The sequence below is a fragment of the Streptomyces lanatus genome (genome assembly GCF_014655715.1).
In the GTDB taxonomy this organism is placed as follows: domain Bacteria; phylum Actinomycetota; class Actinomycetes; order Streptomycetales; family Streptomycetaceae; genus Streptomyces; species Streptomyces lanatus.
Map to the genome: position 1 here is coordinate 21,318 of NZ_BNBM01000004.1, position 21,572 is coordinate 42,889.

Sequence of the window (21,572 nt, forward strand, 5' to 3'; positions counted from 1 at the left end):
CGGGATGCAAGACCCATTCCCCACGCGGTGACACCGGCGTCACGGCGACGGTCCACACGCCGGCCACCGCCCCGTCCCCACCCGCACAGCACGGCCCCTCGGGGCCGCAGGCAAGGAGCGAGCGGTATGTCAGACGTCCCGGTCCTGGTCAATACGGCCGTGGCCATCATCGCCACCGTCGTACTGATCGTCAGATTCCGCGTGAACCCGGTGATCTCCCTCGTGCTGGGCTCGCTCTACCTGGGGCTCACGACCAAACTCGGCCTCGACAAAACCGTCCAGACGATCACCAAGGGCTTCGGCGACATCATGGCCGAGGTCGGCCTGCTGATCGCCTTCGGCGTTCTGATGGGCGCGATCCTTCAAGAGATGGGCACGATCGAGCAGTTGGTCCACCGGCTGATCCGGCTGTTCGGGCCGAAGCGCCTTCCGTACTCGATGTCCCTGACGATCGGCACCCTGCTGCAGTCCATCTACCTGGACGTCCTGCTGGTGATCTCCGCCCCGCTCGCCCGGTCCGCCTCCCAGCGGATCGGCCCCCTGGGAACACCCCGCATGGCCGTCGCGATGGCCATCGGCCTGGAGTGCGGCATCGTCCTGGTCGTCCCCGGAGTCGGCGCGCTGGCCCTGGCGGCCTTGCTGCATGTGCCGCTGGGCACGATGTTGCTCTGGGGCGTGCTGCTGATCATTCCCACGATCCTGATTTCTGTAGCCCTCATGACGTTCTTGTTCCGCAAGGGCTTCTGGAACGCGGCAACCGATGAGACCGCCGAGACCCACCGTGCCGACGTCGAGGCCGACGCCGACGCCGACGCGCGGACCGAGCAGCAGGTCACGGCGGGACGGCACGCCTCGGCACGCGCAACGGCCACCGCCACCTCCACCGGATCCGACGCCCCCACCCCGACCGCCACGGCCACCCTCGACAAGACCGCCGACGGCGAGGATCAGGACGCCGACGAACCGCGGGCCGAAGCCGGAGCCCCCCACCTGCTGCTCAGCTTCGCCCCGCTCCTGCTCGCCCTTCTGATGATCGCCACCGGAGCCGTCGCGGACGCCGCGGACCTGCACAACCGGGTACTCACCTTCCTCGCCGACCCGGTCGTCGCCCTCCTCGCCGGACTGATCGGCACCGTGGTGATCGGCCGGATCCGCATGGGGCAGAAGCGCGTCGAGGACGCCATAGCCCGCGGTTTCAAGGACAGCGGCCAGATCCTCATCCTCACCGCCGTCGGCGGCTCACTCGCCGCCGTGGTCGCGGCCGGCGGCCTCGGCGACATCCTGCGCGGCTACTTCGGAGCCCACTCCTTCGCTCCCCTGCTCCTCGTCTGGGCGATCGCCGCGGTCCTGCACATCGCGATCGGCTCCGTCACCATCTCCGCCATCACCGCAGCCGGCATCCTCGCCCCGCTCGCCCCCAGCCTGGGCATCGACCCCGTGCTCATCGCTCTCGCCGCCGGCACCGGTTCCCTGTTCGCCGTCCACGTCACCAGCAACACGTTCTGGCTGCTGCAGTCACTGATGGGACAAACCACCCGAGGCACCCTCAAGACCTGCACGGTCGGCGTCTCCCTCGCCTCGGTCGTCGGCATCATCCTGCTCCAGCCGATCAGCCTGCTGTTCTTCTGACATCCTCAGCTCACCGACACCGCAACGACGCGGGGACCGCCAGCCACGCCCCGGCGGGCCCTGCGTCCGAGCCTCATCTCGCGGCCAACGGCGCCCAAAGGCCGCCCGGGTTGACAGCTCGACGCCCGCCACGAGCAGCAGAGTGTCCGCGCCCTCTGGAGGCGGCCGGCCCGAAGTACCCGTGCAGATGCCGGCTGGCGGCATCTTCGTGATGGCGAGACTCAGGCGCGTCGTCTACGTGGGCACGGGAACCGTCACCGCCTTCCCGGGCGCGAAGTGGTGCAGCCCTGGACGAACCATGACGCTCCCCACGTCTGTCCGCCGGATGCGGTCCGGTGGATGAACCGGGCGCCGCACGCCCAGCACAACCCACCGACCCCGCGCCGCGGCCGCGACCACTGCCGGCCCGCCCACGAGGCAGATTCCCTGCGCAGCGCACACGGCACCAGGACCTGCACCCCCGACCTCGTCGCCGACGCCTTCCTCAGCGACGCGGGCAGCCGCGCATCCACTGGAGGGTCTGCCGACAGTGGCTCGACCACGAACCCGACGTGGCCGCACACCGCGACCGAAGCCAGGAGAACCAATAGACCCGTCGCGGCCCAGCGGGGGGCCCCGCCTGCCGGGCGGACACCGAGAGCCGCCGCACAGGAAACCGGAACCCGTCAGCCGGGTGCCATAACCGCAAAGGCCCACCGAGGCCGGGGCGCACAGGTCCGCGGCAATCCGCCGGCGGACAAGAGCACTCGGGCCGGCAGGCAGGTCAGGCAGAGCCGGTTCATCTGCCCTCCCCCGGACGGGACGGACGGGGCCGCAGAAGACTGCACCGCCCCGGGCCTGACAGGAGCGTCGGCGGGGATTCGCCAGGCCTGGATCAGCCGGCCCAGCCGGCGGGCCGGTGTCTCGCTGGGGATGAACAGGACGAGCGCGACGAGGGCAAGGGCGCCTGCCGTGAGTGCTCCGGCCGCCCAGGCGGACAGGCCTCCGCACGCCATGGCGACGACGAAAGGTGAATCCAGGCAACACCCCACGACGTTCGACCACAAAGACGCCGACGAGCTCAGGCAACACCGCAAGCCCGGCAAGGGCTGAGCCCGGTCCCCGCGCCATTCTCGCCCTGAGGGGGCCTGGTCATGGCCGATGACGTCTTCAACTACCCTCGGCCCGGGCCCTGCACCGGCCCGTAACCGAGGGGGGACGCCATGGAACCGCCGGAACTCGGCCGCGCGATCGAGGCAGCACAGGCAACCGCTTCACGGCTGGGCCTCCAGGCCGGTGAAGCGACCATCATCCACAACTCGGACCGGGTTGTGCTGCGCCTGGACCCCTGCGCTGTCCTGGCCCGGGTTGCGCCTTCGGAGCACCTGGCCGGCTCCGAGTTCGAAGTGGAGGTCGCCCGCCGTCTCACCGCCGCCGGCGCCCCCGTGGCCGAGCTCGAGCCGCGCACCGCGCCCCAAGTCCATGTGCGTGACGGCTTCGCCGTCTCGCTGTGGACCTACTACGAACCCGTCAGAACACCGATCGCGCCGGCCGACTACGCGGACGCATTGATGCGGCACCACGCCGCCCTGCGCCAGACCGAACTTGACGCACCGCACGTCACCGACCGGATCGCCGGGGCGCTGAGCGAGGTCGACGACCGGGCACGGTCCCCCGAACTGCCCGATTCGGAACGGGAATTCCTCCGCAGCACACTCCGCGGCCTGAGCACCGCACTCAGCACCGAACGGGCCGCCGACCAGCTGCTGCACGGCGAGCCGCATCCAGGCAACCTTCTCAACACCAGACGAGGACCGCTCTTCGTCGACCTGGCCACATGCTGCCGCGGGCCTGTCGAATTCGACCTCGCCCACGCCCCCGAGAACGTGGCACAGCACTATCCGCGAGCCGACCACACCCTGACCCGCCAGTGCCGAGCCCTGAACTGGGCCATGTTCTCCGCCTGGCGCTGGCGCCGAACCGACCAGATGCCCCACCGGGACCACTGGAGAACCGAAGGACTCAACCGAACCCGCGCCGCACTTCAGGGCCGCGAACCGCACTGAACCCGGAATACAGCGGCCGCCGAGACCGCAACCACCCCACCGCCACTACGCACCGCGCAGCGCCCCCTAAGCCTGATCTTTAACAACCGGACTCGAACGGTGTCGCGAACTCGATCACTCGTATGGGCCTCCGCCCGGCGTTCGTGGCAGGATCTGCCGGCATGGAATTTTCCGAGGTGGTTCGCCGTCGGCGCATGATCCGGCACTACTCCGACCAGCCGCTGGCCCCAGAGGTGGTCGAGCGGATCCTCGCCTCCGCTCTCCGGGCTCCTTCGGCTGGCTTCTCCCAGGGCTGGGCATTCCTTGCCCTTACCGATCCCGCCGACCGTGCTCGCTTCTGGCCGTTCGTACCCACCCGTGTCGAACAGACACCAACCATGCAGGATGCTCCGCTGGTTGTGGTGCCTCTGGCCCATAAGACGGCCTATCTGGAACGTTACGCCGAGCCCGACAAGGGCTGGGAAGACCGCGCCGAAGCCCGATGGCCGGCACCGTACTGGTACATCGACACCGGGATGGCCGCGCTGCTCATGCTGATGACCGCCGTTGACGAGGGCCTGGGCGCCTGCTTCTTCGGCATCATGCCCGAACACCTGCAACCCTTCCGCGCCGAGTTCGGGATACCTGACGCGTACGACCCCATCGGCGGGATCGCGGTTGGGTACCGTGCCGCCGACACGCCCCCGCAAAGCCCCCGCATCCAAGAACGCCGACGGGGCGCGGACGACGTCATCCACCGCGGCCACTGGGACCGACACACCTGAAATCGTCCCCTCAGGCGATGTCTCGAACGATGTCCCGAACTTGATCATCCGGATGGACTTCCGCCGGACATGAGCACGGTCCTCGTCTGATCATGTGCTCCGGCCCAGGTGCACTGATCAAGGCGAAGGCCGTGAGGGTGGGTCTCTCGCCTGATGCAGTCCGGGGGGAAGTGTTCGCGGAAGCGTCACGCTTCCCTACGTTGTTCTGCGGGACGCGGTGAGCCCTTCGTATGGTTGACCCGCCCCCGGTGTGTGAGGTGTGGCTCTCATGCTTCTGCCGCTTGTGGCTTGCCGGATTGGCCGCCCGACACCCCACGACGACTCGGCTGCCAATTAGGAATTGCGAATGATCGCTCTGTTGGGAATCGACAGCGAGGTCCCTTCGAGGGTCTGACCGGCTCCGGCTTCAACGCCGCGCTGCAGATCGACGGCGCCGACGTGGACACCTCGGGCGCGCTGAGCACGCACCGGCGCGTCTAACGGGCGGGCGACCGTCGTGAACAACGTGTCGAACATCGAGATCGGCGCCAACTACAAGCTCGCCCCGGTCGACTCGGTCATCGCCGACAGCGTCGTCACGGGCAGCCAGGGACGGTCGATCCGCTGCTCGCCTCCGACGGATCGCTGTGCCGGATCGGTGCGGGAAGCACGGCGATCGACACCGGCACCGGTGACCACGCCTTCGTGACCGAGGACCTGGGCGGCCGGGCCTGCGCCGGCGCCGTGTGGGACGCCTCGCCCCAAAGGATCGGTGGCGGGTCAGTCCCGCCACCGATCGTGCGGTGAGCCGGCGGTCGGGGTCAGCGCTCGGTGAGGTGGACCGCTGTGCCGGTGTCGGTGTAGACCAGCGCGGCGTAGGCGTTGACGCGGTCCGGGACGATTCCCGCGTCGGCGCCTACCGTTCGTCCGGTACGCCCGTCGACGACGAAGGCTCCGTCCTTGCCCTTGACGTAGAACAGATCCTTGAACTCGGCTTCTACGGTGGCGTTCCAATCGTCAGGACCGTCCCCCGCCGCCCGGCGCCACAGGATCTTGCCAGTCTTGTCCACGGCGAGCGCTCCGTCCTGCTTCGAAGCGCACAGCAGGACGGTGCCGCCCTCGCCGTGATGGCAGGTCATGCGCTTGGCCAGACCGGATCGCTTGGACAGGACGAAGTCGCCGGTCGCGATCTCGACCAGCCGCGCCTGCTCGCTGTCGTCGTCGAGTTTGGCCAGAGGGGTGTCGTTCGATTTGACCGCCCAGGTCGTTCCGGCGGGCACCCCCTTGGCCCACAGGTCGCGGCCGTCGGACGCGGCAACACCGGCCAGCGAGTATTCGTCGTCCGGCTCTTCCCGGAACCCCAGAACGGCGTCGCCTGACCCGCCGATCATCCAGAAACCTGCACGCTGCCAGAGCAGGCGGGGCTCGTCGTCCAGGGAGACCGCGAAGGTGCCCGTCATGTAGTCGTCCTCCGTCCAGGTGACGGTCACCGCGCCGTCCCCGGGCTCGAGCAGGAGCGCGCCGAGCTTGCCGGCCGGGTCACCATAGATGTCCACTGGCAGCCGCCAGATCAGCTTGCCGTTGTCGGCCCGGGCCGCGATCACCTCGAACCCGGCCTGCGCCGAACGGCTGCCCCGCTTGGTGAGTTGGACCGGCACGACGGTGACCACGGCCGGTACACCGCCGATCCGCACCGGCACCGGGAACGACACGCGGCTGCGGATCATCTCGGCCTGTTTCGTGCTCAGATCGTCTGGCGCCGGCAGGTCGTACGTGGGCTTGTTCTGGGTCTTGATGTCGGTGACGGCCTTTCCCGTGGCCAGGTTGTACATCGTCACGCCGGACGCGTGCGTTAGCCAGGCCGCACGCCCGTACAGAGCGAGGGGAGGGAAGCCCTTCGGGCCGGTCGGCAGGACATGGGCCGCCTTGCTGTCGAACGCCAAAGGCGCCGCGGCCCGTGGATCGCCGCTGAGGTCGAGCGCCTTCCGGGTGGGCGAGCCGGTGGCCGCCGGACTGTCGCCTTCCCCGGTCGAGCCTCCGGTGCACGAGGCCAACAGAGCTACTGCAGCCAGAGCGATGACACCTTCACGTACCGGACTTCTCATCCGACTCTCCGCGTTCCGTGACCTGTGAGCTGACCCCGGTCGGTGACCAGATGGGCACTCCTGACATCAGCGGATTCGACCATTGGTGGGCCGGGACCGGTCCCGGCCTCGAATGGGGTGGAGCAGCCCCGCTTCTCCTGCTGGAGAAGCCCGCGTTCGCCGCGATCGTGAACCTCGCCCAGGCGTCCCTGGCACTGTTCCTCAGGTTCGGCCTCCACATGACCGCCGTCGCTGCGTATCGAGCAGTCCAGACTCGTCAAGGCAGCCTGATCCTGCGCCATGAGCGCCTCGGGAGGTGGCACCGTGGACGCGGCCATGGTGACCCCGGGGCAACGTGCGGGCCGTTGTGCCCGTGCTCACCGCCATGTTCCGGCGTGGCCCGCGGGAGCGGCCCGACGCCGCCGAGGTCGGGCGGTTCCTGGCCGATATCGCCGGGTCCGAGCCTCAGCCCTCGCGGGACTCTCGCCGTCGTTCCCGGCGATGGGGTCGACACGGAGGACACCTCCGAAGCCCGAGGCCGGACCACGGTCGCCGCGAACGGTGAACCGCAGTCCCGGATCAGCGACCCGCACCCGCCGATACGTGTCGGTCCGCCTGCGCACGGGCTCGCCGCCCGAGACGTCGGAGAGCGACGAGTGCCATCGGCTGCTGGTGCCGCCCGGCGCCAAGGTCGACGGCACCCTCGTCGAGATCCGCGCCAGAACCGAGGGCCCGCCGGCCGACGGAGCCGCGGCGCTGTACGAGGCTGCCGACACCGCCGCCCGAAGCGCCGCCAAGGTCCTGAGGCAAGGCCCGATCCCGCGCCACTCCCCCGCCTACCCCGTCGGCGCCCCGGCCTGGAAGGACCTTGCGAACTGCTCGACGCCGAGGCGCTGTCCGTCGTTCCCGGCCTCAAAGCCGACGCGCCGGAAGCCGGCGTCGCCGACTGGGACTGCGAGTGGGCCAGCGACGTCGTCGTCGTACCGGAAGGCTACGGCGACGACACCGGCACGGTCTTCACCGAATACCGCCGCTACGGCAGCCAGGACGCCGAACCGTACGCCGAGATGGTGCGCCTGTACGTCCGCGGGCAGCGCCCCGTGGACGAACTCTGCGACATGGCCACAGACCTCACCGCTTGCGCCGCCGAACTCCGCGCGCGATGACACCGCCTCACAAGGCACGGGAGCGCTGACACGGGCGGCGATACGGTCTCCTCAGGAGGCGGAGTCCGGCCGGTCCTCGTCGTCCTCCATCAGCTCCAGGTCCGGCGGCACGAGCGTCGTCGACTCCACCAACCCCTTGAGCAGGTTGTGCAGCAGGGCGCTGTCGCCGGGGCAGCCCTGCGACTTGTCCCGCATCAGCGGGTACATGAAGCCGGTGCGGTCCAAACGGCGGCGCAGTGCCTCGAACCGGTACTCGATCCTGCGCTCGTTCCAGCCGGCCTCCGGGTGGAGGTAGGACAACTCCTTGGCAGCCTCGGTGTAGGTCAACGGCCTCGGGTCCTCCTCGTACAGCAGGTACCGCCGGCCGAGGACGACCAGCAGCAGCCGTTCGTCGTCGTCGAGCGGCCAGGTCACCGGGCGTTCGTTGCCGGCGTAGCGGTCCGATACCGGCCATGGGTCGTTGCGGCCCGTCACGTACAGCTCGACCAGGTGCTCGCGGAAGCCGGAGCCCTTCACGAACAGCGGGGTGTAGCCGGTGGCGAGCGGGATCGGCTCGGTGCTGAGGTGCATCATCCGGCCGCGTGGCAGCCGGACGAGCTGACGTCCGGTGTTGCGCAGCCACCACTGCCCCGCGTGGTACGTCAGCTCCCCTTGCCGCCGGCTCACTCGCAGGTCGTCCACGCCGACCTCCAGGTCCACGTCCGGCATCGCGCCCCGTCCGAAGCGGACGATGCGGCCCGGCCGGGGCGGGGCGCTGAGGTCATCGATGACCGTGCGGGCATGCAGCGTGCCGGGCGGGCTGGGCGCGACTCCGCGCGCGAGGCTGGCGGAGGGTGACATTGCTGGACTCCTCGTTCGTGGCTTCTCGAGACAGCGCACGGCTTACCGACCAGTGTCCGCATCCCCTGCGGGACCCCTCCCAAGAACGGTCCTCTACAAGGAAACGTGCCCCGACGCGATGGCTCGACGGCGCCGAGAACGGCTGCCGGGCGGTGGCTCCGGGGAGGGGGCGAAGCCACCGTCCACGAGTACGCCGTCGAGGGCGGGCGGAGGGGCGGGCTGAGGGAGACGAAGCACCCGTCGTCGCCCTTGCCCTCCAGAGCCGAAGGTGCCGCCCCTCACCAGCCGCGCCGAACGCCGGCACGCCGGACGCGGCCGCGCTGCTCTATTTCGCCTTCAACTCCGCTACTCCAGCGGCCAGTTGGGCCCAAGCATGGCGCCATAGCGGCTCACCCCGGCGCCGCCAGGTCGCAGCCGCCGCCTACCTCACGCTCGCAATCCTGCCGCTGACTCTCTTCGACGCGCCCCTCGCGGTCGTCTCTGACCTCGCCCTGGCCGGACTCGTCGTGCCGGTCCTGCCGATCCTCTCCTCCGTCCTCATCGAGTCGGCGGCACCGCGCACTGTCCTCACCCAGGCGTTCGCCAGGGGCAACTCCGCAAACGCGGCAGGGATGGCGGGAGCCGCGGCAGTCGCGGGGCGGGTAGTGGACGCGGACAGTGCGCACGGCGGCTTCGGTGCGGCGATAGGAGTCGCGGTGCTCATGACTGCCCTGGCGCTCAGCGGACTGCAGGACTCACCATCGGACGGACCGAAGCCGTCCGCGCCCACGGAAACCACGGCGCGAACGGCTCCACCCCAACCTGAACAGCACAACTCCGAACTCCTAGCCCCACCATCGAGGGCACGTGTCTCGCCAGGAGTGGGGCAAGCGCGGTGACCGTGTCGACCACCAGCGCCGTGGGGCTGAAGTCATGATCCTCCGTGGCAGGGCCGAGCCTGTCGATCACCCACATCCGGGGTGAGCACGTTCGCAGGTATCCCGTTACGGGCACGAGGGCCGGTAGGCAAGGTTCCCGAAGTACGTGTTCCACTCGGCGCGGGTGATGGCGGGACGGCTGAGTCGGCACACGCGGTCGGCGACGCGCTCCGGGTCCGTCTCCCACAGTCGGGCGAGGCCGTCCGCGCCCGCTGTGGCCAGGGTGTGGTCATCGGGGCCGAACGCCGCCGCGAACACCGGCGTGATGGGCTCATCGTCGGTCAGCGAGACAAGTGCCTGGGGGTGGACCGGATCGGTCGTGTCCCACAGACGGGCGGTGCCGTCGGCACCCATGGTGGCCAGCGTGTTCCCGTCGGGGCTGAAGGCGGGAGAGTAGGCGTCGCCGACGTGGCCGCCGAAGGCCGCGCTCTGGTGCAGGCGGCGGTCGGTGACATCCCACAGGCGCGTCACGCCGCCGAATTCGGTGGTGGCCAGGGTCTTGCCGTCCGGACGGAAGGCGACGGCGTTGACCCCGTCCGGGAGGGCCGGGGAGACGGCCAGCCTTCTAGGGTGGCGGCGGTCGCCGACGTCCCACAGCGCTACCCTGCGGTCCCATCCCCCGGTGGCCAGGGTGTTGCCGTCCGGGCTGAAGACGGCCGCATTGGAGCCACCGGGGTGGGCGGTGGTGGTGGCCAGTTCGCGGGGGCGGCGGGTGTCCGAGACGTCCAACAGCCGTACGGTGCCGTCCAGGTCGGAGGTGGCCAGGGCGCGGCCGTCGGGGCTGAAGGCCACGGTGTTCACGTGGTCGCCGTACCCGGTGAGGGTGGCCAGTGAGCGGGGGCGGCGGGGAACAGTGATGTCCCACAGCCGGGCCGTGCGGTCGTAACCGGCCGTTGCGAGGGTACGGCCGTCCGGACTCAGCGCCAGCCCGCAGACGGTGTCGGTGTGGCCGGTCAGGGTGGCCAGCGAGCGGGGGCGGCCGGGAACAGTGATGTCCCACAGCCGAGCCGTGCGGTCGTAACCGGCCGTGGCCAGAATGCGGCCGTCCGGACTCAGCGCCAGCGCACAGACGGTGTCGGTGTGGCCGTGGAGAGCGGGGAGGGGCAGGTCCCACAGCCGTGCGGTGTGGTCGTCCCCGGCGCTGGCCAGGGTTCGGCCGTCGGGGCTGAACGCCACGAAGACGGCGGCGTCGGTGTGCCCGGTCAGCACGGTCCGCTGCCTCGGGTGGCGCGGATCGCCGATGTCCCACACCCGCACGGTGTGGTCCAAGCCCGCGCTGGCGAGCGTGTGTCCGTCCGGGCTGATGGCGACGGAGCGCACGCCGTCGGTGTGGCCGGTCAGGGTCGCCAGCCTGGCCGGGCGTCCGGGGGCGGCCACGTTCCACAGCCGCACGGTGCGATCCCAGCTCGCGCTCGCCAGGGTCTTCCCGTCGGGGCCGAAGGCCACCCAGCTGACGGCTGCCGTGTGGCCGGTCAGGGTGGCCGACCGGTGGGCGTTCCCGGAGGCGTCGAGCGTCCACAGGTGTACGGCTCGGTCGAAGCCGGCTGCGGCCAGGGTGCGGCCGTCGGGACCGAAGGCCACGGAGACGAGCGCGGCGTCCGTGTCGTCTTCCGTGCGCAGTGCGGCTCTCGTGCGGGGACGGCGCTGATCGGTGACGTCCCACAGCCGTAAGGTGCCGTCGGTACTCGCGGTGGCGAGGGTGGTGCCGTCCGGGCTGAACGCCACGGCGTTGACGTCGCCGGTGTGGCCACGCAGGACCGCCAGCAGGCGGGGGCTGTCCGGGGCGGTGGTGTCCCATAGCCGCGCGGTGTCGTCCCAGCTCGCGGTGGCCAGGGTCCTGCCGTCGGCGCTGAAGGCGGCGTGGCTGACCTTGCCGGTGTGGCCGGTCAGGGTGGCCGGCGGGCGGGTGCGATGGGGGTCGGTGACGTTCCACAGGCGGGCGGTGTCGTCGTTGCTGCCGGTGACCAGCGTGCGGCTGTCGGCAGAGTAGGCCACCGCGTTGACGTTGTCGGTGTGCCCCGTGAGGCGCGTCGCGTACGGGGTCGCGAAGGTGCTGAGCAGACTGCTCCGGGCCTCGGTGGTGCGGGCCAGGCGGTAGGCGGCGAGGCTGAGCTGGGTGGCGAGCGCGGGATTGGTGGAGCGCAGCGCGGTGGCCTGCTCCGCGACCTTCTGGGAGAGGGCGATGTTGCGCTGCCGGGTGGCGGTGCCCTGGGCACGCACCGCGTAGACGGTGGTGGCCGAGGCGGTGATCAGGAGCAGGGTCAGCAACACGGTGAGCCGGCGCAGGCGGCGAACACCGCGGCGGGCGGCGGCCTGCTCGCTGTGCGCGGCGGCCCGGCTCGCGTCCAGGAACTCCCGCTCCTGCACGGACAGGGAGGCGCGGTCGAGCGCGGCGACCATGGCGAGACGCGTGCCTCGGTACAGCGCGCCGGGATCTCGCCCCAGCGCCTCCCACGCCAGTGCCGCATCGGTGAGCCGGCGCAGCACCCGCAGGGCTTCCCGGTCCTCGGCCAGCCATCCGTGCAGCCGGGGCCAGCAGCGGATCAGAGCCTCATGCGCCAGCTCCACCCGTTCGCGATCCAGTGTCAACAGCCGTGCCCGGGCGGCCTGTTCCAGTACGGCGACGATGTCGTCGCCGTCCGCCTGCTCGGCGAGCCCCCGCAACTCCGCCAGGCGCGCCGGTCTCCGGGTGTCTTCGGTTCCCTCGCCCAGCGCGGTCAGCCGCACAAAAGCCCTCCGGGCCAACTCCATTTGCCCTGGGCTCAGTCGTCCGTAGAACTCCTCCGCGGTGCGGGCGAGGCCGCCTTCGAGTCCGCCCACTGCCTGGAACCCCTCCAGCGTCAGCGCGTTACCACGGCGTCGCCGCCAGGTCTCAAGGAGCGCGTGCGACAGCAGCGGCAGCGCTCCGGCCTGGCCGTGCGCCTGTGCGGTGAGCGACGCCAGCAGTGCGCCCTCGACGGTGAGACCGGCCTGCTGGGCGGGTCTCACCACAGCCCTGCGTAACTCGTCGAGGCTCATCGGCCCGATCGGCGCCTGCGCGTCACGCATGACCTCCACCAGCAGCGGGTCGCGGGTGCAGTGCGCGTAGAAGTCGGCGCGCACACCGAGCGCCACCCGGCACCGGCCGGACCCGGCCGACGCGGCGGTGACCAGTGCCGCGACGAAGCACTGCCGCTCGGCGTCATCCCGGCAGAGCGTGAAGATCTCCTCGAACTGGTCGACGACCAGCACGACGCCGTCGCCCCCTTCGGACCCCTCAGAGCGGGCGACGATCTGCCGCAGCACCCGCGCCAGGTTCTGTGGGTTCTGCCGCAACTCCTCGTACAGCCCGCCCGGCGAGATGCCCGCCAGTACGCCCAGCCGTACCGCGCACTCCTCCACCGGCCGGGGCCCCGGCGTCAGCACCACCACGGTCGCCGCGTCCCGCAGGCGCGGCACCAGACCGGCCCGCAACAACGACGACTTGCCCGAACCCGAAGCCCCGATCAGCATCACGAACCGCCGCCGCTCAAGCCGCTCGGCCAGCTCCTCCACCAGCTGCTCCCGGCCGAAGAACCACTCCGCGTCCTGCTCCCTGAACGGCCGCAGACCCGTGTACGGCGGTGGCGTGCCGGACTCCTCCGTCACGCCGAGGGCGGGATCCCCGTCACCGAGGTGCTCCGCCGCCTCCCGCCAACGACGCTCCCATTCCTGGACATCCCCGTCGCAGGAGCGCACGTACGCCAGGGTCACCGCCAGCGTCGGCAGCCGCTGCCCGGACGCCGCGGAGGACAGCGTCGAGATCGAGTAGTGCGCTCGCTCCGCCAGTGTCCGGTAGGGCGGATTGCCTGCCTTCCTCCGCAACTGCCGCAAGCCCGCGGCGAACTCCGGTAACGGACCGTCCCCCGCGTCCAGCGGTCGCTCCTTGCGCGGCATCGCCGCACCTCCCCGTTCCCCCAGGTGACGGCCTGACAGCCGCCTCACATTTTTCATGAGTTGTTTGTTCGGCACCAGTGCTCCGAAGGCGAACAACGCGCGAGCCGCTACACCTGGATCGCCCGACCCCGGCCGCATCGGTGGCGGTCAACGCGGAAGACACGACAAGGGACGCCATCAGCCAGGAATGGCTGCATCGGTTGCGACTACAGAGGAGACCGAATGAGATTGAGAAGAATCACGAAACGGGCGGCTGCAATGGTCCTGACGATGATCGCCGCATTGGTCCTTCCGCTGGCGGCGCAGGCACCAGCACAGGCAGCACCGAACGTTGCCGCCGGACCGACCGCGTGGACCCCGGGGGTCTCCCCGCTGTTCACAGGCGCAGGCGAGTTTGTAACGCGGAATGTGTCGAGTGCCGATCGGGACAACGCGCTGAGGTTGTGCTCCGTCGCATCTGGCATCGCCTGCGTGTCGGTTGGCCAAGGCGACGGCAGACACAGCGTCTTCCACCTGTTCAGGTGTGAAACGCGGTCGCTCTCGAACTTCATCAATGCGCTCGCTGTTCGCAACAACCAGACTGGCGGAGCCCGAGTCCACTTCTGGGGGCCCAGGTACAACCACTACATCCCAGCGGACGGCGTGATCCACCTGATCCCGGACGAGGCGACGTACGACTTCAATCGCCTCGATCTCTGCTAAGGGCACATCGACCCGGGCACGCTGATCATGGTGTCCGGGTCGGAAGCCTCTGCAGTGACGGCTGCGGAGTGACGACTGAGCCTTTTCCAGAGGCTTCGCATGCGCGCTGTCGGCACGCGGTGGCGGCGCTTGAACGGCATGGTCACCGGTGAGGCTGCGGGCGAAGCCGGTCAGGCCGTGCAGGTTCGCCGCGGTGGCGTCCTCGATCCAGGCGGGCAGCAGGACGCCTGTCTGCTGGGTGAGCATGTCGCCGAAGTCGCGTGCGAGTTGATGTGCCCTGGCCAGCTTTGAGCTGCTGGAGGGGCGGCGGGTGAGCCAGCCCGTGACCTTCCGCACGCTGGACGGCAGGCCATTCCAGTCGGCTGCGTGCCCAGTCGCAGAGGCTGGTGTAGGCAGCGGGAGAGTGAGTCCCCCCGCACCCGTTTCCTACTCGCGGCCCTCGGCCACGGCCCGCAGGACGCGTTCGTGATCGGTGATGCCGAGTGAGAACGCAGTTGCACGAAGAGCAGATGCAGCGTGACGAAACGCTGCTGCCCGTCGACGACGTAGCGCTCGTTCTTCGACGGCTCGTGGTAGACGAACGGTCCCAGAAAGTACCGCGGAGCGGTGGGTGTTCCTTCAGGCTGAAGCCCTGGGCCGTGCAGACAGCGTTCACGCGGGCACTGCGTCAGCCCGGCCGCCGAAGGAGCCGACGGATCGGCCCCGCGAGTCTCCACGATGTGAGACCCGCTGGTGGGCCTCTCATGTGGTCGATGCCCGCCCGCAAGGTTTGGTATAATGGTATGACATTAATTAGGTAGTCGAGAGGGGCTACGCAATGGCGGGCGGAACGCTCATCGTCGGTGCCAGTCAAGCGGGTCTTCAACTGGCCACTACGCTGCGGCAGCTGGGAGACACCGAGCCGATCGCTCTGGTCGGCGAAGAGGCATATCCGCCCTATCAGCGGCCGCCCCTGTCCAAGGAGGTCCTCGCCGGGGAGGCGGACTTCGAGTCGTTGGCCTTCCGTACCCCGAACTACTACGCGGACGCCCGGATCGATCTCGTCAGCGGCGAGCGTGTCACCGAGGTGGCGCTCTCCCGCTCGGGACGGCCGGGCTCCGGTGTCGCGACGACCGAGAGCGGGCGCACCCTGCCCTTCGACCGGATGGCGCTCACCGTGGGTGCCGGACCCAGACGCCTTGGCATCCCCGGGGCGAATCTCGACGGCATCTGCTACCTGCGCGACCGTGACGACGCGGCGAACCTGCGGGTACGGCTCGGCACCGCGGCCCGCGTCGTGGTCGTCGGCGGCGGCTTCATCGGGCTGGAGGCGGCGGCCGTCGCACGCGCGCTGGGCAAGGACGTCACCGTGGTCGAGGCTGCCGAGCGGCTGATCCCTCGGGCCGTGGCGCCCGTCGTATCGGACTTCTACCGCCGGGCCCACATCCGGCGCGGCGTCCAGGTGCTGCTCTCGACGACCGTGTCCGGCTTCGACGGTGAGTCCGGGCGGGTCGCCACGGTATGTCTCGCCGACGGCACGAGACTGCCGGCCGACCTGGTGCTCGTCGGAGTCGGGGTGGTCCCCCGCACGGAACTCGCCGAGCAGTTGGGGCTGGAGTGTGACGGGGGCATCGTCGTCGACGCGTACGCCCGCACCAGCAATCCTCTGATCGGCGCCGCCGGGGACTGCACCGTGCAGCCTCATCCCACGACGGGGCTCGGCCGGGTGCGGCTGGAGTCCGTGCAGAACGCCGTCGCCCAGGCCGCGGTCGCCGCCGCCTCGCTCCTGGGACGGCCCGCGCAGACCAGGATGGTGCCCTGGTTCTGGTCGTACCAGGGCGACCTCAAACTGCAGATCGCGGGCCTTTCGACCGGGTATGACGACTACGTCGTACGGGGAGAGCCGGAGAGCGAGCGGTTCTCCGTCCTGTACTACCGGGAGGGCGGTCTCATCGCCGTGGACGCCGTCAACAACCCCGCCGACTACATGACCGTGCGCAAGGTGCTCAGCCAGGGAGCGACCATCCCGTCGAGCGGCGCGGGCGACTTCGGGACGCCGTTGAAGTCCCTCGTGGTCGCCGGCACGGACGTGGTGTCCACCTTCTGACAGGCAACGCACGAGTGAGGCGTGAGGCCGGGGCCTCACGCCTCACTCGTCTTGACCGCTGCCCCGTCAGATGACGGCTGACTCAAGCGACTCGGGAGCGAACAACTCGTCGGGCTCCAGCAGTCGCTGTGACAGGCCCTGTTCATGGTGGTAGCGCAGGAACGTGCTGAGCGCGTCACGGTTGTCGTCGAGGCCGTAGGACCAGTAGTCCCTGCCCAGCAGGTTCCGGGCTTCTTCCAGTTGAGGGGTCAGCCAGGGCAGCATGAAGCGCAGGGCCGAGGTGTCGTAGAGGTTCTCGTACGCCGCGTTCTTGGCCTCGTGGAGGGCCTTGTAGAGCGACTGCGCGACCCAGCGGTGACGGTCGTACACGTCCCGTCTGACCACCACCACGTGCATGATCGGGAAGATTCCCGTCGCCGCGTAGTAGTCCTTCTCGGCGGCCACGACGTCCGGGAAGACCCTGCGTACCCGGGGGTCTCCCGCGGCGAACGGGCTGGGGACCCGGGGGGTGCACAGGGCGTCGATCTCGCCCTCGGCGAGCATCCGGGCAAGCGTCCTGTCCTCGGGTATGCGACTGATGCGCAGTGAGTCGGGCAGGTCGACTCCGGCCTTCTCGATGCGCCCCGGTGTCTCCTGTCCGCCGGTGAGGTAGCTGACCGAGTCGAACGGCACCCCGTGCCGGTCCCCCAGGATGCCTCGCATCCACACACAGGCGGTGAGCTGGTACTCCGGAGTGCCGATCCGCTTGCCCCTCAGATCCTCCGGGGTGGAGATTCCCGAGTCGGCATGGCAGTAGAGGGAGCCGTGCCGGAACATGCGCGAGGTGAAGACGGGCAGGGCCACGAAGGGCGAGGGGTCGGCCCGCAGTGACAGGACGTACGAAGACAGCGACATCTCCGCGACCTCGAACTCCTGATGTCGCATCATCCGGAAGAAGGTCTCCTCGACGGGCAGCCGGAGATACGTCAGCTCGATGCCGTCCGGGCGGACGGTCCCTTCTTCGAGGGCGCGGGTGCGGTCGTAGTCGCCGCAGGCGAAGGTGAGTTGCAGTCGTGTCATGGGGTGCGGTTACCTGCCTTCCGCCGTGAGGAGGGCGTCCAGGTGCGGGTAGACGCGCCGGGCGTTGGCCTCGAAGACCTTGTGCCGCTGTTCCTCGGTGAGCCCTGCGCGGTCGATGTAGCGCTTGGTGTCGTCCCATGCGATGCCCGTCTCCGGGTCGGCGCCACGCACGGCGCCGAGCATCTCGGAGGCGAACAGGATGTTGTCGGTGTCGATGACCTGGTGCAGCAGGTCGATGCCCGGCTGGTGGTAGACACAGGTGTCGAAGAAGACGTTCTTCATGACGTGTTCCGCCGGGTCGGGCCGGCCCAGCCGCACGGCCAGTCCGCGGTAACGGCCCCAGTGGTACGGCACCGCCCCGCCGCCGTGCGGGATCACGAACCGCAGCGTCGGGAAACGGTCGAACAGGTCGCCCTCGACGAGCTGCATGAAGGCGGCGGTGTCCGCGTTCAGGTAATGCGCGCCCAGCGCGTGGAAGTTGGGGTTGCAGGAGGCCGACACATGGATCATCGCGGGCACGTCCAGCTCGACCATCGTCTCGTACAGGGGGAACCAGTACGCGTCGGTGAGCGGCGGCGAGGTCCAGTGGCCGCCGGACGGATCGGGGTTGAGGTTGCAGCCCACGAAGCCGAGGGTCTGCACGCAGCGGCGCAGTTCGGCCCTCGCCGCGTCGAGCGTGCCACCGGGGGTCTGCGGAAGCTGGCACACGGCGGCGAAGTGCTCGGGGAACAGTCCCACCACCCGGTGGACGAGGTCGTTGTTCGCGCGCGCCCACTCCTGTGCAGTGGCCGGATCGGAGACATGGTGCTCCATCGCGGACGCCTTCGGCGAGAAAAGCATGAAGTCGCCGCCGCGCTCACGCAACAGCTTGAGCTGGTTGCTCTCGACGCTCTCACGGATCGCGTCGTCGCTCGGCACAGCGGGTACGGCCGCCGGCAGGGCCGGATCCGCAAGGCGGGCCAACTGAGCGTCGCGGAAGGCCTGGTGCTGCGGTGGGGCCGTCGTGTAGTGGCCGTGGATGTCAATGATCACCGGTGAACTCCGCATGGTCGACGTAGGTGAGCCCCTTGCGCGCGAGCCGCTCACGCATCGCGTTCACGTCGAGGCCGAGCTCGCCGTCGGCGTAGCGCTTGCGTGAGGCCGCCTCCTTCTCCTCCCGGGCTCGTGATGCCTCCAGCACGTCGGCGGCGCGCAGCCGGGGGACCACCACGACCCCGTCGTCGTCGGCGACGACCACGTCGCCCGGCTCGATGCGCTGACCGCCGCACACGACCGGCGTGTTCACATCACCGAGGGTCTCCTTCACCGTCCCGAACGCGCTGACGTGCCGTGCCCAGACGGGGAAGCCCATCCGCTGCAGGTCGGCGACGTCGCGACAGCCGGCGTCGATGACCAGGCCTCGTACGGCACGGGCGGCGAGTGCGGTGGCGAGCAGGTCACCGAAGTAGCCCGCCTCGGAAGGGGAGGTGGGGGCAACGACGAGAACGTCGCCTTCGCGGCACTGTTCCACGGCCACATGGATCATCCAGTTGTCCGCGGGAGGCACGCTGACGGTGACGGCGGTGCCGGCGATGTGTGCTCCAGCCCAGACGGGCCGCAGGGCGGGGTCGAGGAGTCCGGTGCGTCCCTGCGCCTCGTGGACGGTGGCGACGCCGTGGCCGGCGAGGGCGTCGGTGATCACGCGGTCGGCGCGGGGCGGGTTGCGGACGACGATGCTCATGCCGCCGCCCAGGGCAGCAGGGACACGTGCACGGCGTCCTCGCCGCTCTCGCCGCCGACGGTACGGATGGCGCGGTCGGCCTCGGCGAGGGGGAAGCTGTGCGTGCTCAGTTTCTCCAGCGGGAAGCGGCCCGACGCGAGCTGTTCCAGGGCGAGTTCGCAGGAGCGGTACCTGTGGCCGCGGGCGCTCTTGAGGGCGATCGACTTCTCCGTCAGCTTCTTCAGCGGGAAGTCGGGGAACGCTGCCAGCTCGCCCTGGACGACCATCGTGCCCTCGCGCCGCTTGAGCGCGTCGATGCCGAGCAGAACGGGCGCGGCGCCGGCGCCCGCGGTGCAGTCCAGGACGACGTCGACGCCGCGGCCCCTCGTGAGTTCCAGGATGCGGGTCAGCGGATCCTCCCGCGTCACGTCGATGACGTGGTCGGCGCCCAACTCCCTTGCGAGGGACAGGCGCGCGGCATCCTTCGTGGTGCCGGTGACGATGATGAGAGAAGCGCCGGCCTGCTTGCAGGCGACAACCTGGGACAGCCCCTGCTGTCCCGGCCCCTGGATGAGCACGGTGGAGGCGTACTTGACACCCGCGGTCACCAGCGCCCACTCGATGCCGTTCGACAACGGCGTGACAAGGCCCGCGAGTTCGGCGGAGACGCCGTCGGGCACCCGGTGGGTGACGGAGTTCCACGGCAGGTAGAGGTACTGCGCGAAGCCGCCCCACAGGTGGTACTCGTTGTCCGCCGAGGTGTACCCGTAGCGGCGGGCGTCGGGGTTGGTGCGCCAGTCGGTGGCCTCGCAGTGGCGGTACTCCCCCAGGTGGCACCACTCGCAGCGGTAGCAGCCGACGTAGTGCTCGACGAAGACGCGGTCGCCCTCGACGAGTCCCTTGCGTTCGGAGAACGTACGGCCCGCCTTGGCGATGACGCCCACGTTTTCGTGCCCCATGATCACCGGGTCGGGGAACGGCGGCTTCGCGTACATCTTCACGTCGGTGCCGCAGATGCCGGCGACCTCCACCTTCAGCAGGGCGCCATCGTCGGGAATGTTCGGCATCAGCAGTTCGCGCAGTTCCGTGTGCCCGGGGGCTGTTCGTACCGCCGCCAGCACTTTCTCCGCCATGACTTCTCCTCGCGTTCGGGATCGTCCCGCCGACCGACAGCATATGGACTGATGGACTAACCATGCTACCTTTCGAGCATGGCCGTACCTCATCTCAGGACAGTGACCCGCACCCAGGGCGCCAACGAGGCCCTCAAGACAGGGGCCGTGACGTCGCACGGCTTCCGGTTCGACTTCGAGGAAGTCCCCGTCCTCGTCCACGCGTTCCGGCGCATGGTCCGGGGGCTGGAGTTCGACGTCAGCGAGATGGCGCTGACCACCTATCTGGTGGCGAAGGCGCACGGAGTGCGCTTCACGGCCGTGCCCGCCTTCCTGGTCCGCGGTTTCCACCACGGCGCGATATGGCACGATCCCGCCTCGGGCATCCGCTCCCCCAATGACCTTCAGGGCCGCAAGGTCGGGGTCAGCCGCGGCTACACGGTGACCACTGGTGTCTGGGCCCGGGCCGTGCTCCAGCAGGAGTACGGCGTCGACCTCGACAAGGTGACCTGGGTGCTGTCGGGCGACGAGCACGTGGCCGCGTACCGGCCGCGGACGAACGTCGTACCGATGCGGTCCGGCGCTTCCCTCGACCACATGCTGGCCGAGGGCGAGCTGGCCGCGGTCATCGGTCCGAAGCCCGACGTGCCGTCCGTTGCGCCGCTCGTGGCGAAGCCGCAGGAGGCGGCCCTCACCGCCCTGCGCGACCGCGGCTTCTACCCGATCAACCACCTGGTCGTGATCCGGGACGAACTGCTGCAGCAGCGGCCGGAGTTGGCGGCCGACGTCTTCGACGCCTTCGCGCGCGCCAAGCAACTGTACGTGGAGCGGCTGCGCGCCGGGAGCATCGAGTCCCCGAGCGCCACCGATGCCATGTACCGCCAGGTCATGGAAGTGACCGGCACGGATCCACTGCCGTACGGGATCGAGCCCAATCGGGCTGTACTGGAAGAGCTCATGCGGCACGCGGTGGACCAGCGGATCCTCGAACGGCCCCTTGAGATCGACGAGTTGTTCGCCGAGGGCACGCGCACACCGACCGCCTGACCGCACCGCCGTACCGGAGCCACCCGCCCGCCGAAGGGACCCGCATGCGCATCGCCATCGCCGCCGACCACAACGGTCTCGCCCTCAAGACCCGGCTCACCGCCTGGCTGACGGAGCACGGGCACAGCGTCGACGACCTCGGCAGCCACGGTGCGGAGACGGTCGACTACCCGCCGCTGTGCGCGGAGGTCTGCCGGCAGGTCACCGACTGCACCGCCGACCGCGGCATTGTCCTCGGTGGCAGTGGGCTCGGGGAGACCATCGCCTGCAACAAGATCCGCGGCATCCGGGCCGGGCTCTGCCACGACGTGTGGAGTACGGAGATCTCGCGCGGCAACAACGACTCCAACGTCCTCGTTCTGGCGGCGAAGGTCCTGTCGTGGGAGAGGTCCGAGGAGATCGTGCGCACGTGGCTGACGACCCCGTTCAAGGGCGGGGTGCACGAACGGCGGCTGCGGCAGATCGCCGTACTGGAAGAGAGGGAACGCGCGCGCCCCTGAGCCAGAACCAAGAGGCGTGGGGGGGGGG

The 21,572-nt window shown here is 69.8% G+C and carries 17 protein-coding genes; 9 read left to right on the plus strand and 8 right to left on the minus strand.

The annotated features are described in order from the left end of the window. The first annotated feature begins 126 nt into the window (after positions 1 to 126). From IE325_RS12175 to IE325_RS46045, 4 genes are all read left to right on the plus strand, one after another. Positions 127 to 1,629, plus strand: coding sequence for a GntP family permease (locus IE325_RS12175; RefSeq protein WP_190069845.1), 1,503 nt, complete (start codon positions 127 to 129; stop codon positions 1,627 to 1,629). 1,202 nt (positions 1,630 to 2,831) lie between these two features. Beyond that, positions 2,832 to 3,674 carry a phosphotransferase gene (locus IE325_RS12180; protein WP_190069846.1) on the plus strand — a complete coding sequence of 281 codons (843 nt, stop codon included), beginning with the start codon at positions 2,832 to 2,834 and terminating at the stop codon, positions 3,672 to 3,674. A gap of 161 nt (positions 3,675 to 3,835) precedes the next feature. Next, positions 3,836 to 4,438, plus strand: a complete 603-nt coding sequence (locus IE325_RS12185) for a nitroreductase family protein (protein WP_190069847.1) — start codon at positions 3,836 to 3,838, stop codon at positions 4,436 to 4,438. A 496-nt stretch (positions 4,439 to 4,934) separates the two neighbouring features. Further along, positions 4,935 to 5,126, plus strand: coding sequence for a hypothetical protein (locus tag IE325_RS46045; RefSeq protein WP_229911777.1), 192 nt, complete (start codon positions 4,935 to 4,937; stop codon positions 5,124 to 5,126). Positions 5,127 to 5,238: 112 nt separating this feature from the next. Here IE325_RS46045 and IE325_RS12195 read toward each other — a convergent pair whose 3' ends face one another. The 4 genes from IE325_RS12195 to IE325_RS12210 form a co-directional block, all read right to left on the minus strand. Further along, positions 5,239 to 6,471 carry a hypothetical protein gene (locus IE325_RS12195; RefSeq protein ID WP_190069848.1) on the minus strand — a complete coding sequence of 411 codons (1,233 nt, stop codon included), beginning with the start codon at positions 6,469 to 6,471 and terminating at the stop codon, positions 5,239 to 5,241. An 866-nt stretch (positions 6,472 to 7,337) separates the two neighbouring features. Continuing rightward, the gene (locus IE325_RS12200) at positions 7,338 to 7,670 is read right to left on the minus strand and encodes a hypothetical protein (RefSeq protein WP_190069849.1); all 333 of its coding nucleotides are present in this window, start codon (positions 7,668 to 7,670) and stop codon (positions 7,338 to 7,340) included. Positions 7,671 to 7,718: 48 nt separating this feature from the next. Beyond that, positions 7,719 to 8,507 (minus strand): FHA domain-containing protein, encoded by a 789-nt coding sequence (locus IE325_RS12205; protein WP_190069850.1) that lies wholly within the window; start codon positions 8,505 to 8,507, stop codon positions 7,719 to 7,721. A gap of 983 nt (positions 8,508 to 9,490) precedes the next feature. Next, entirely contained in the window at positions 9,491 to 13,339 is a 3,849-nt protein-coding gene (locus IE325_RS12210; protein ID WP_190069851.1) for a WD40 repeat domain-containing protein, read from the minus strand. 270 nt (positions 13,340 to 13,609) lie between these two features. Between IE325_RS12210 and IE325_RS12215 the strand changes: the two genes are divergently transcribed. The 3 genes from IE325_RS12215 to IE325_RS12225 all read left to right on the plus strand — a co-directional run bounded on the left by IE325_RS12215 (position 13,610) and on the right by IE325_RS12225 (position 16,127). Further along, positions 13,610 to 14,041: a hypothetical protein gene (locus IE325_RS12215; RefSeq protein ID WP_190069852.1), complete on the plus strand. Its 432-nt coding sequence runs from the start codon at positions 13,610 to 13,612 to the stop codon at positions 14,039 to 14,041. A gap of 129 nt (positions 14,042 to 14,170) precedes the next feature. Continuing rightward, entirely contained in the window at positions 14,171 to 14,332 is a 162-nt protein-coding gene (locus IE325_RS12220) for a hypothetical protein (RefSeq protein WP_190069853.1), read from the plus strand. A 526-nt stretch (positions 14,333 to 14,858) separates the two neighbouring features. Continuing rightward, the gene (locus IE325_RS12225) at positions 14,859 to 16,127 is read left to right on the plus strand and encodes an NAD(P)/FAD-dependent oxidoreductase (RefSeq protein ID WP_190069854.1); all 1,269 of its coding nucleotides are present in this window, start codon (positions 14,859 to 14,861) and stop codon (positions 16,125 to 16,127) included. 66 nt (positions 16,128 to 16,193) lie between these two features. Here IE325_RS12225 and IE325_RS12230 read toward each other — a convergent pair whose 3' ends face one another. Genes IE325_RS12230 through IE325_RS12245 form a run of 4 tightly spaced genes read right to left on the minus strand, consistent with a single transcriptional unit; the run spans position 16,194 to position 20,018 of the window. After that, positions 16,194 to 17,186: a substrate-binding domain-containing protein gene (locus IE325_RS12230; protein ID WP_190069855.1), complete on the minus strand. Its 993-nt coding sequence runs from the start codon at positions 17,184 to 17,186 to the stop codon at positions 16,194 to 16,196. A 9-nt stretch (positions 17,187 to 17,195) separates the two neighbouring features. Beyond that, a complete protein-coding gene (locus tag IE325_RS12235) occupies positions 17,196 to 18,218 on the minus strand; it encodes an amidohydrolase family protein (RefSeq protein ID WP_190069856.1) in 1,023 nt (340 codons plus the stop codon). Then, positions 18,208 to 18,906, minus strand: coding sequence for a 4-carboxy-4-hydroxy-2-oxoadipate aldolase/oxaloacetate decarboxylase (locus IE325_RS12240; RefSeq protein ID WP_190069857.1), 699 nt, complete (start codon positions 18,904 to 18,906; stop codon positions 18,208 to 18,210). The genes IE325_RS12235 and IE325_RS12240 overlap by 11 nt, the downstream gene beginning before the upstream one ends. Beyond that, a complete protein-coding gene (locus tag IE325_RS12245) occupies positions 18,903 to 20,018 on the minus strand; it encodes a zinc-dependent alcohol dehydrogenase (protein WP_190069858.1) in 1,116 nt (371 codons plus the stop codon). The genes IE325_RS12240 and IE325_RS12245 overlap by 4 nt, the downstream gene beginning before the upstream one ends. A gap of 78 nt (positions 20,019 to 20,096) precedes the next feature. On the opposite strand from IE325_RS12245, the gene IE325_RS12250 reads away from it, so the two are divergent. Both IE325_RS12250 and IE325_RS12255 read left to right on the plus strand, forming a co-directional pair. Then, positions 20,097 to 21,044 (plus strand): ABC transporter substrate-binding protein, encoded by a 948-nt coding sequence (locus IE325_RS12250; protein ID WP_190069859.1) that lies wholly within the window; start codon positions 20,097 to 20,099, stop codon positions 21,042 to 21,044. Between the two features lie 44 nt (positions 21,045 to 21,088). Further along, on the plus strand, positions 21,089 to 21,544 hold the full coding sequence (locus tag IE325_RS12255; protein ID WP_190069860.1) for an RpiB/LacA/LacB family sugar-phosphate isomerase: 456 nt from the start codon (positions 21,089 to 21,091) through the stop codon (positions 21,542 to 21,544). The last annotated feature ends 28 nt before the right edge of the window (positions 21,545 to 21,572 follow it).

Excerpts from the sequence above, each read along its gene's own strand:
- IE325_RS12185 (WP_190069847.1), top strand. The coding sequence starts at position 3,836 with ATGGAATTTTCCGAGGTGGTTCGCCGTCGGCGCATGATCCGGCACTAC.
- IE325_RS12255 (WP_190069860.1), top strand. The coding sequence starts at position 21,089 with ATGCGCATCGCCATCGCCGCCGACCACAACGGTCTCGCCCTCAAGACC.
- IE325_RS12240 (WP_190069857.1), bottom strand. The coding sequence starts at position 18,906 with ATGAGCATCGTCGTCCGCAACCCGCCCCGCGCCGACCGCGTGATCACC.
- IE325_RS12245 (WP_190069858.1), bottom strand. The coding sequence starts at position 20,018 with ATGGCGGAGAAAGTGCTGGCGGCGGTACGAACAGCCCCCGGGCACACG.
- IE325_RS12210 (WP_190069851.1), bottom strand. The coding sequence starts at position 13,339 with ATGCCGCGCAAGGAGCGACCGCTGGACGCGGGGGACGGTCCGTTACCG.
- IE325_RS12180 (WP_190069846.1), top strand. The coding sequence starts at position 2,832 with ATGGAACCGCCGGAACTCGGCCGCGCGATCGAGGCAGCACAGGCAACC.
- IE325_RS12175 (WP_190069845.1), top strand. The coding sequence starts at position 127 with ATGTCAGACGTCCCGGTCCTGGTCAATACGGCCGTGGCCATCATCGCC.
- IE325_RS12205 (WP_190069850.1), bottom strand. The coding sequence starts at position 8,507 with ATGTCACCCTCCGCCAGCCTCGCGCGCGGAGTCGCGCCCAGCCCGCCC.
- IE325_RS12250 (WP_190069859.1), top strand. The coding sequence starts at position 20,097 with ATGGCCGTACCTCATCTCAGGACAGTGACCCGCACCCAGGGCGCCAAC.
- IE325_RS12215 (WP_190069852.1), top strand. The coding sequence starts at position 13,610 with ATGATCGCCGCATTGGTCCTTCCGCTGGCGGCGCAGGCACCAGCACAG.
- IE325_RS12230 (WP_190069855.1), bottom strand. The coding sequence starts at position 17,186 with ATGACACGACTGCAACTCACCTTCGCCTGCGGCGACTACGACCGCACC.
- IE325_RS12225 (WP_190069854.1), top strand. The coding sequence starts at position 14,859 with ATGGCGGGCGGAACGCTCATCGTCGGTGCCAGTCAAGCGGGTCTTCAA.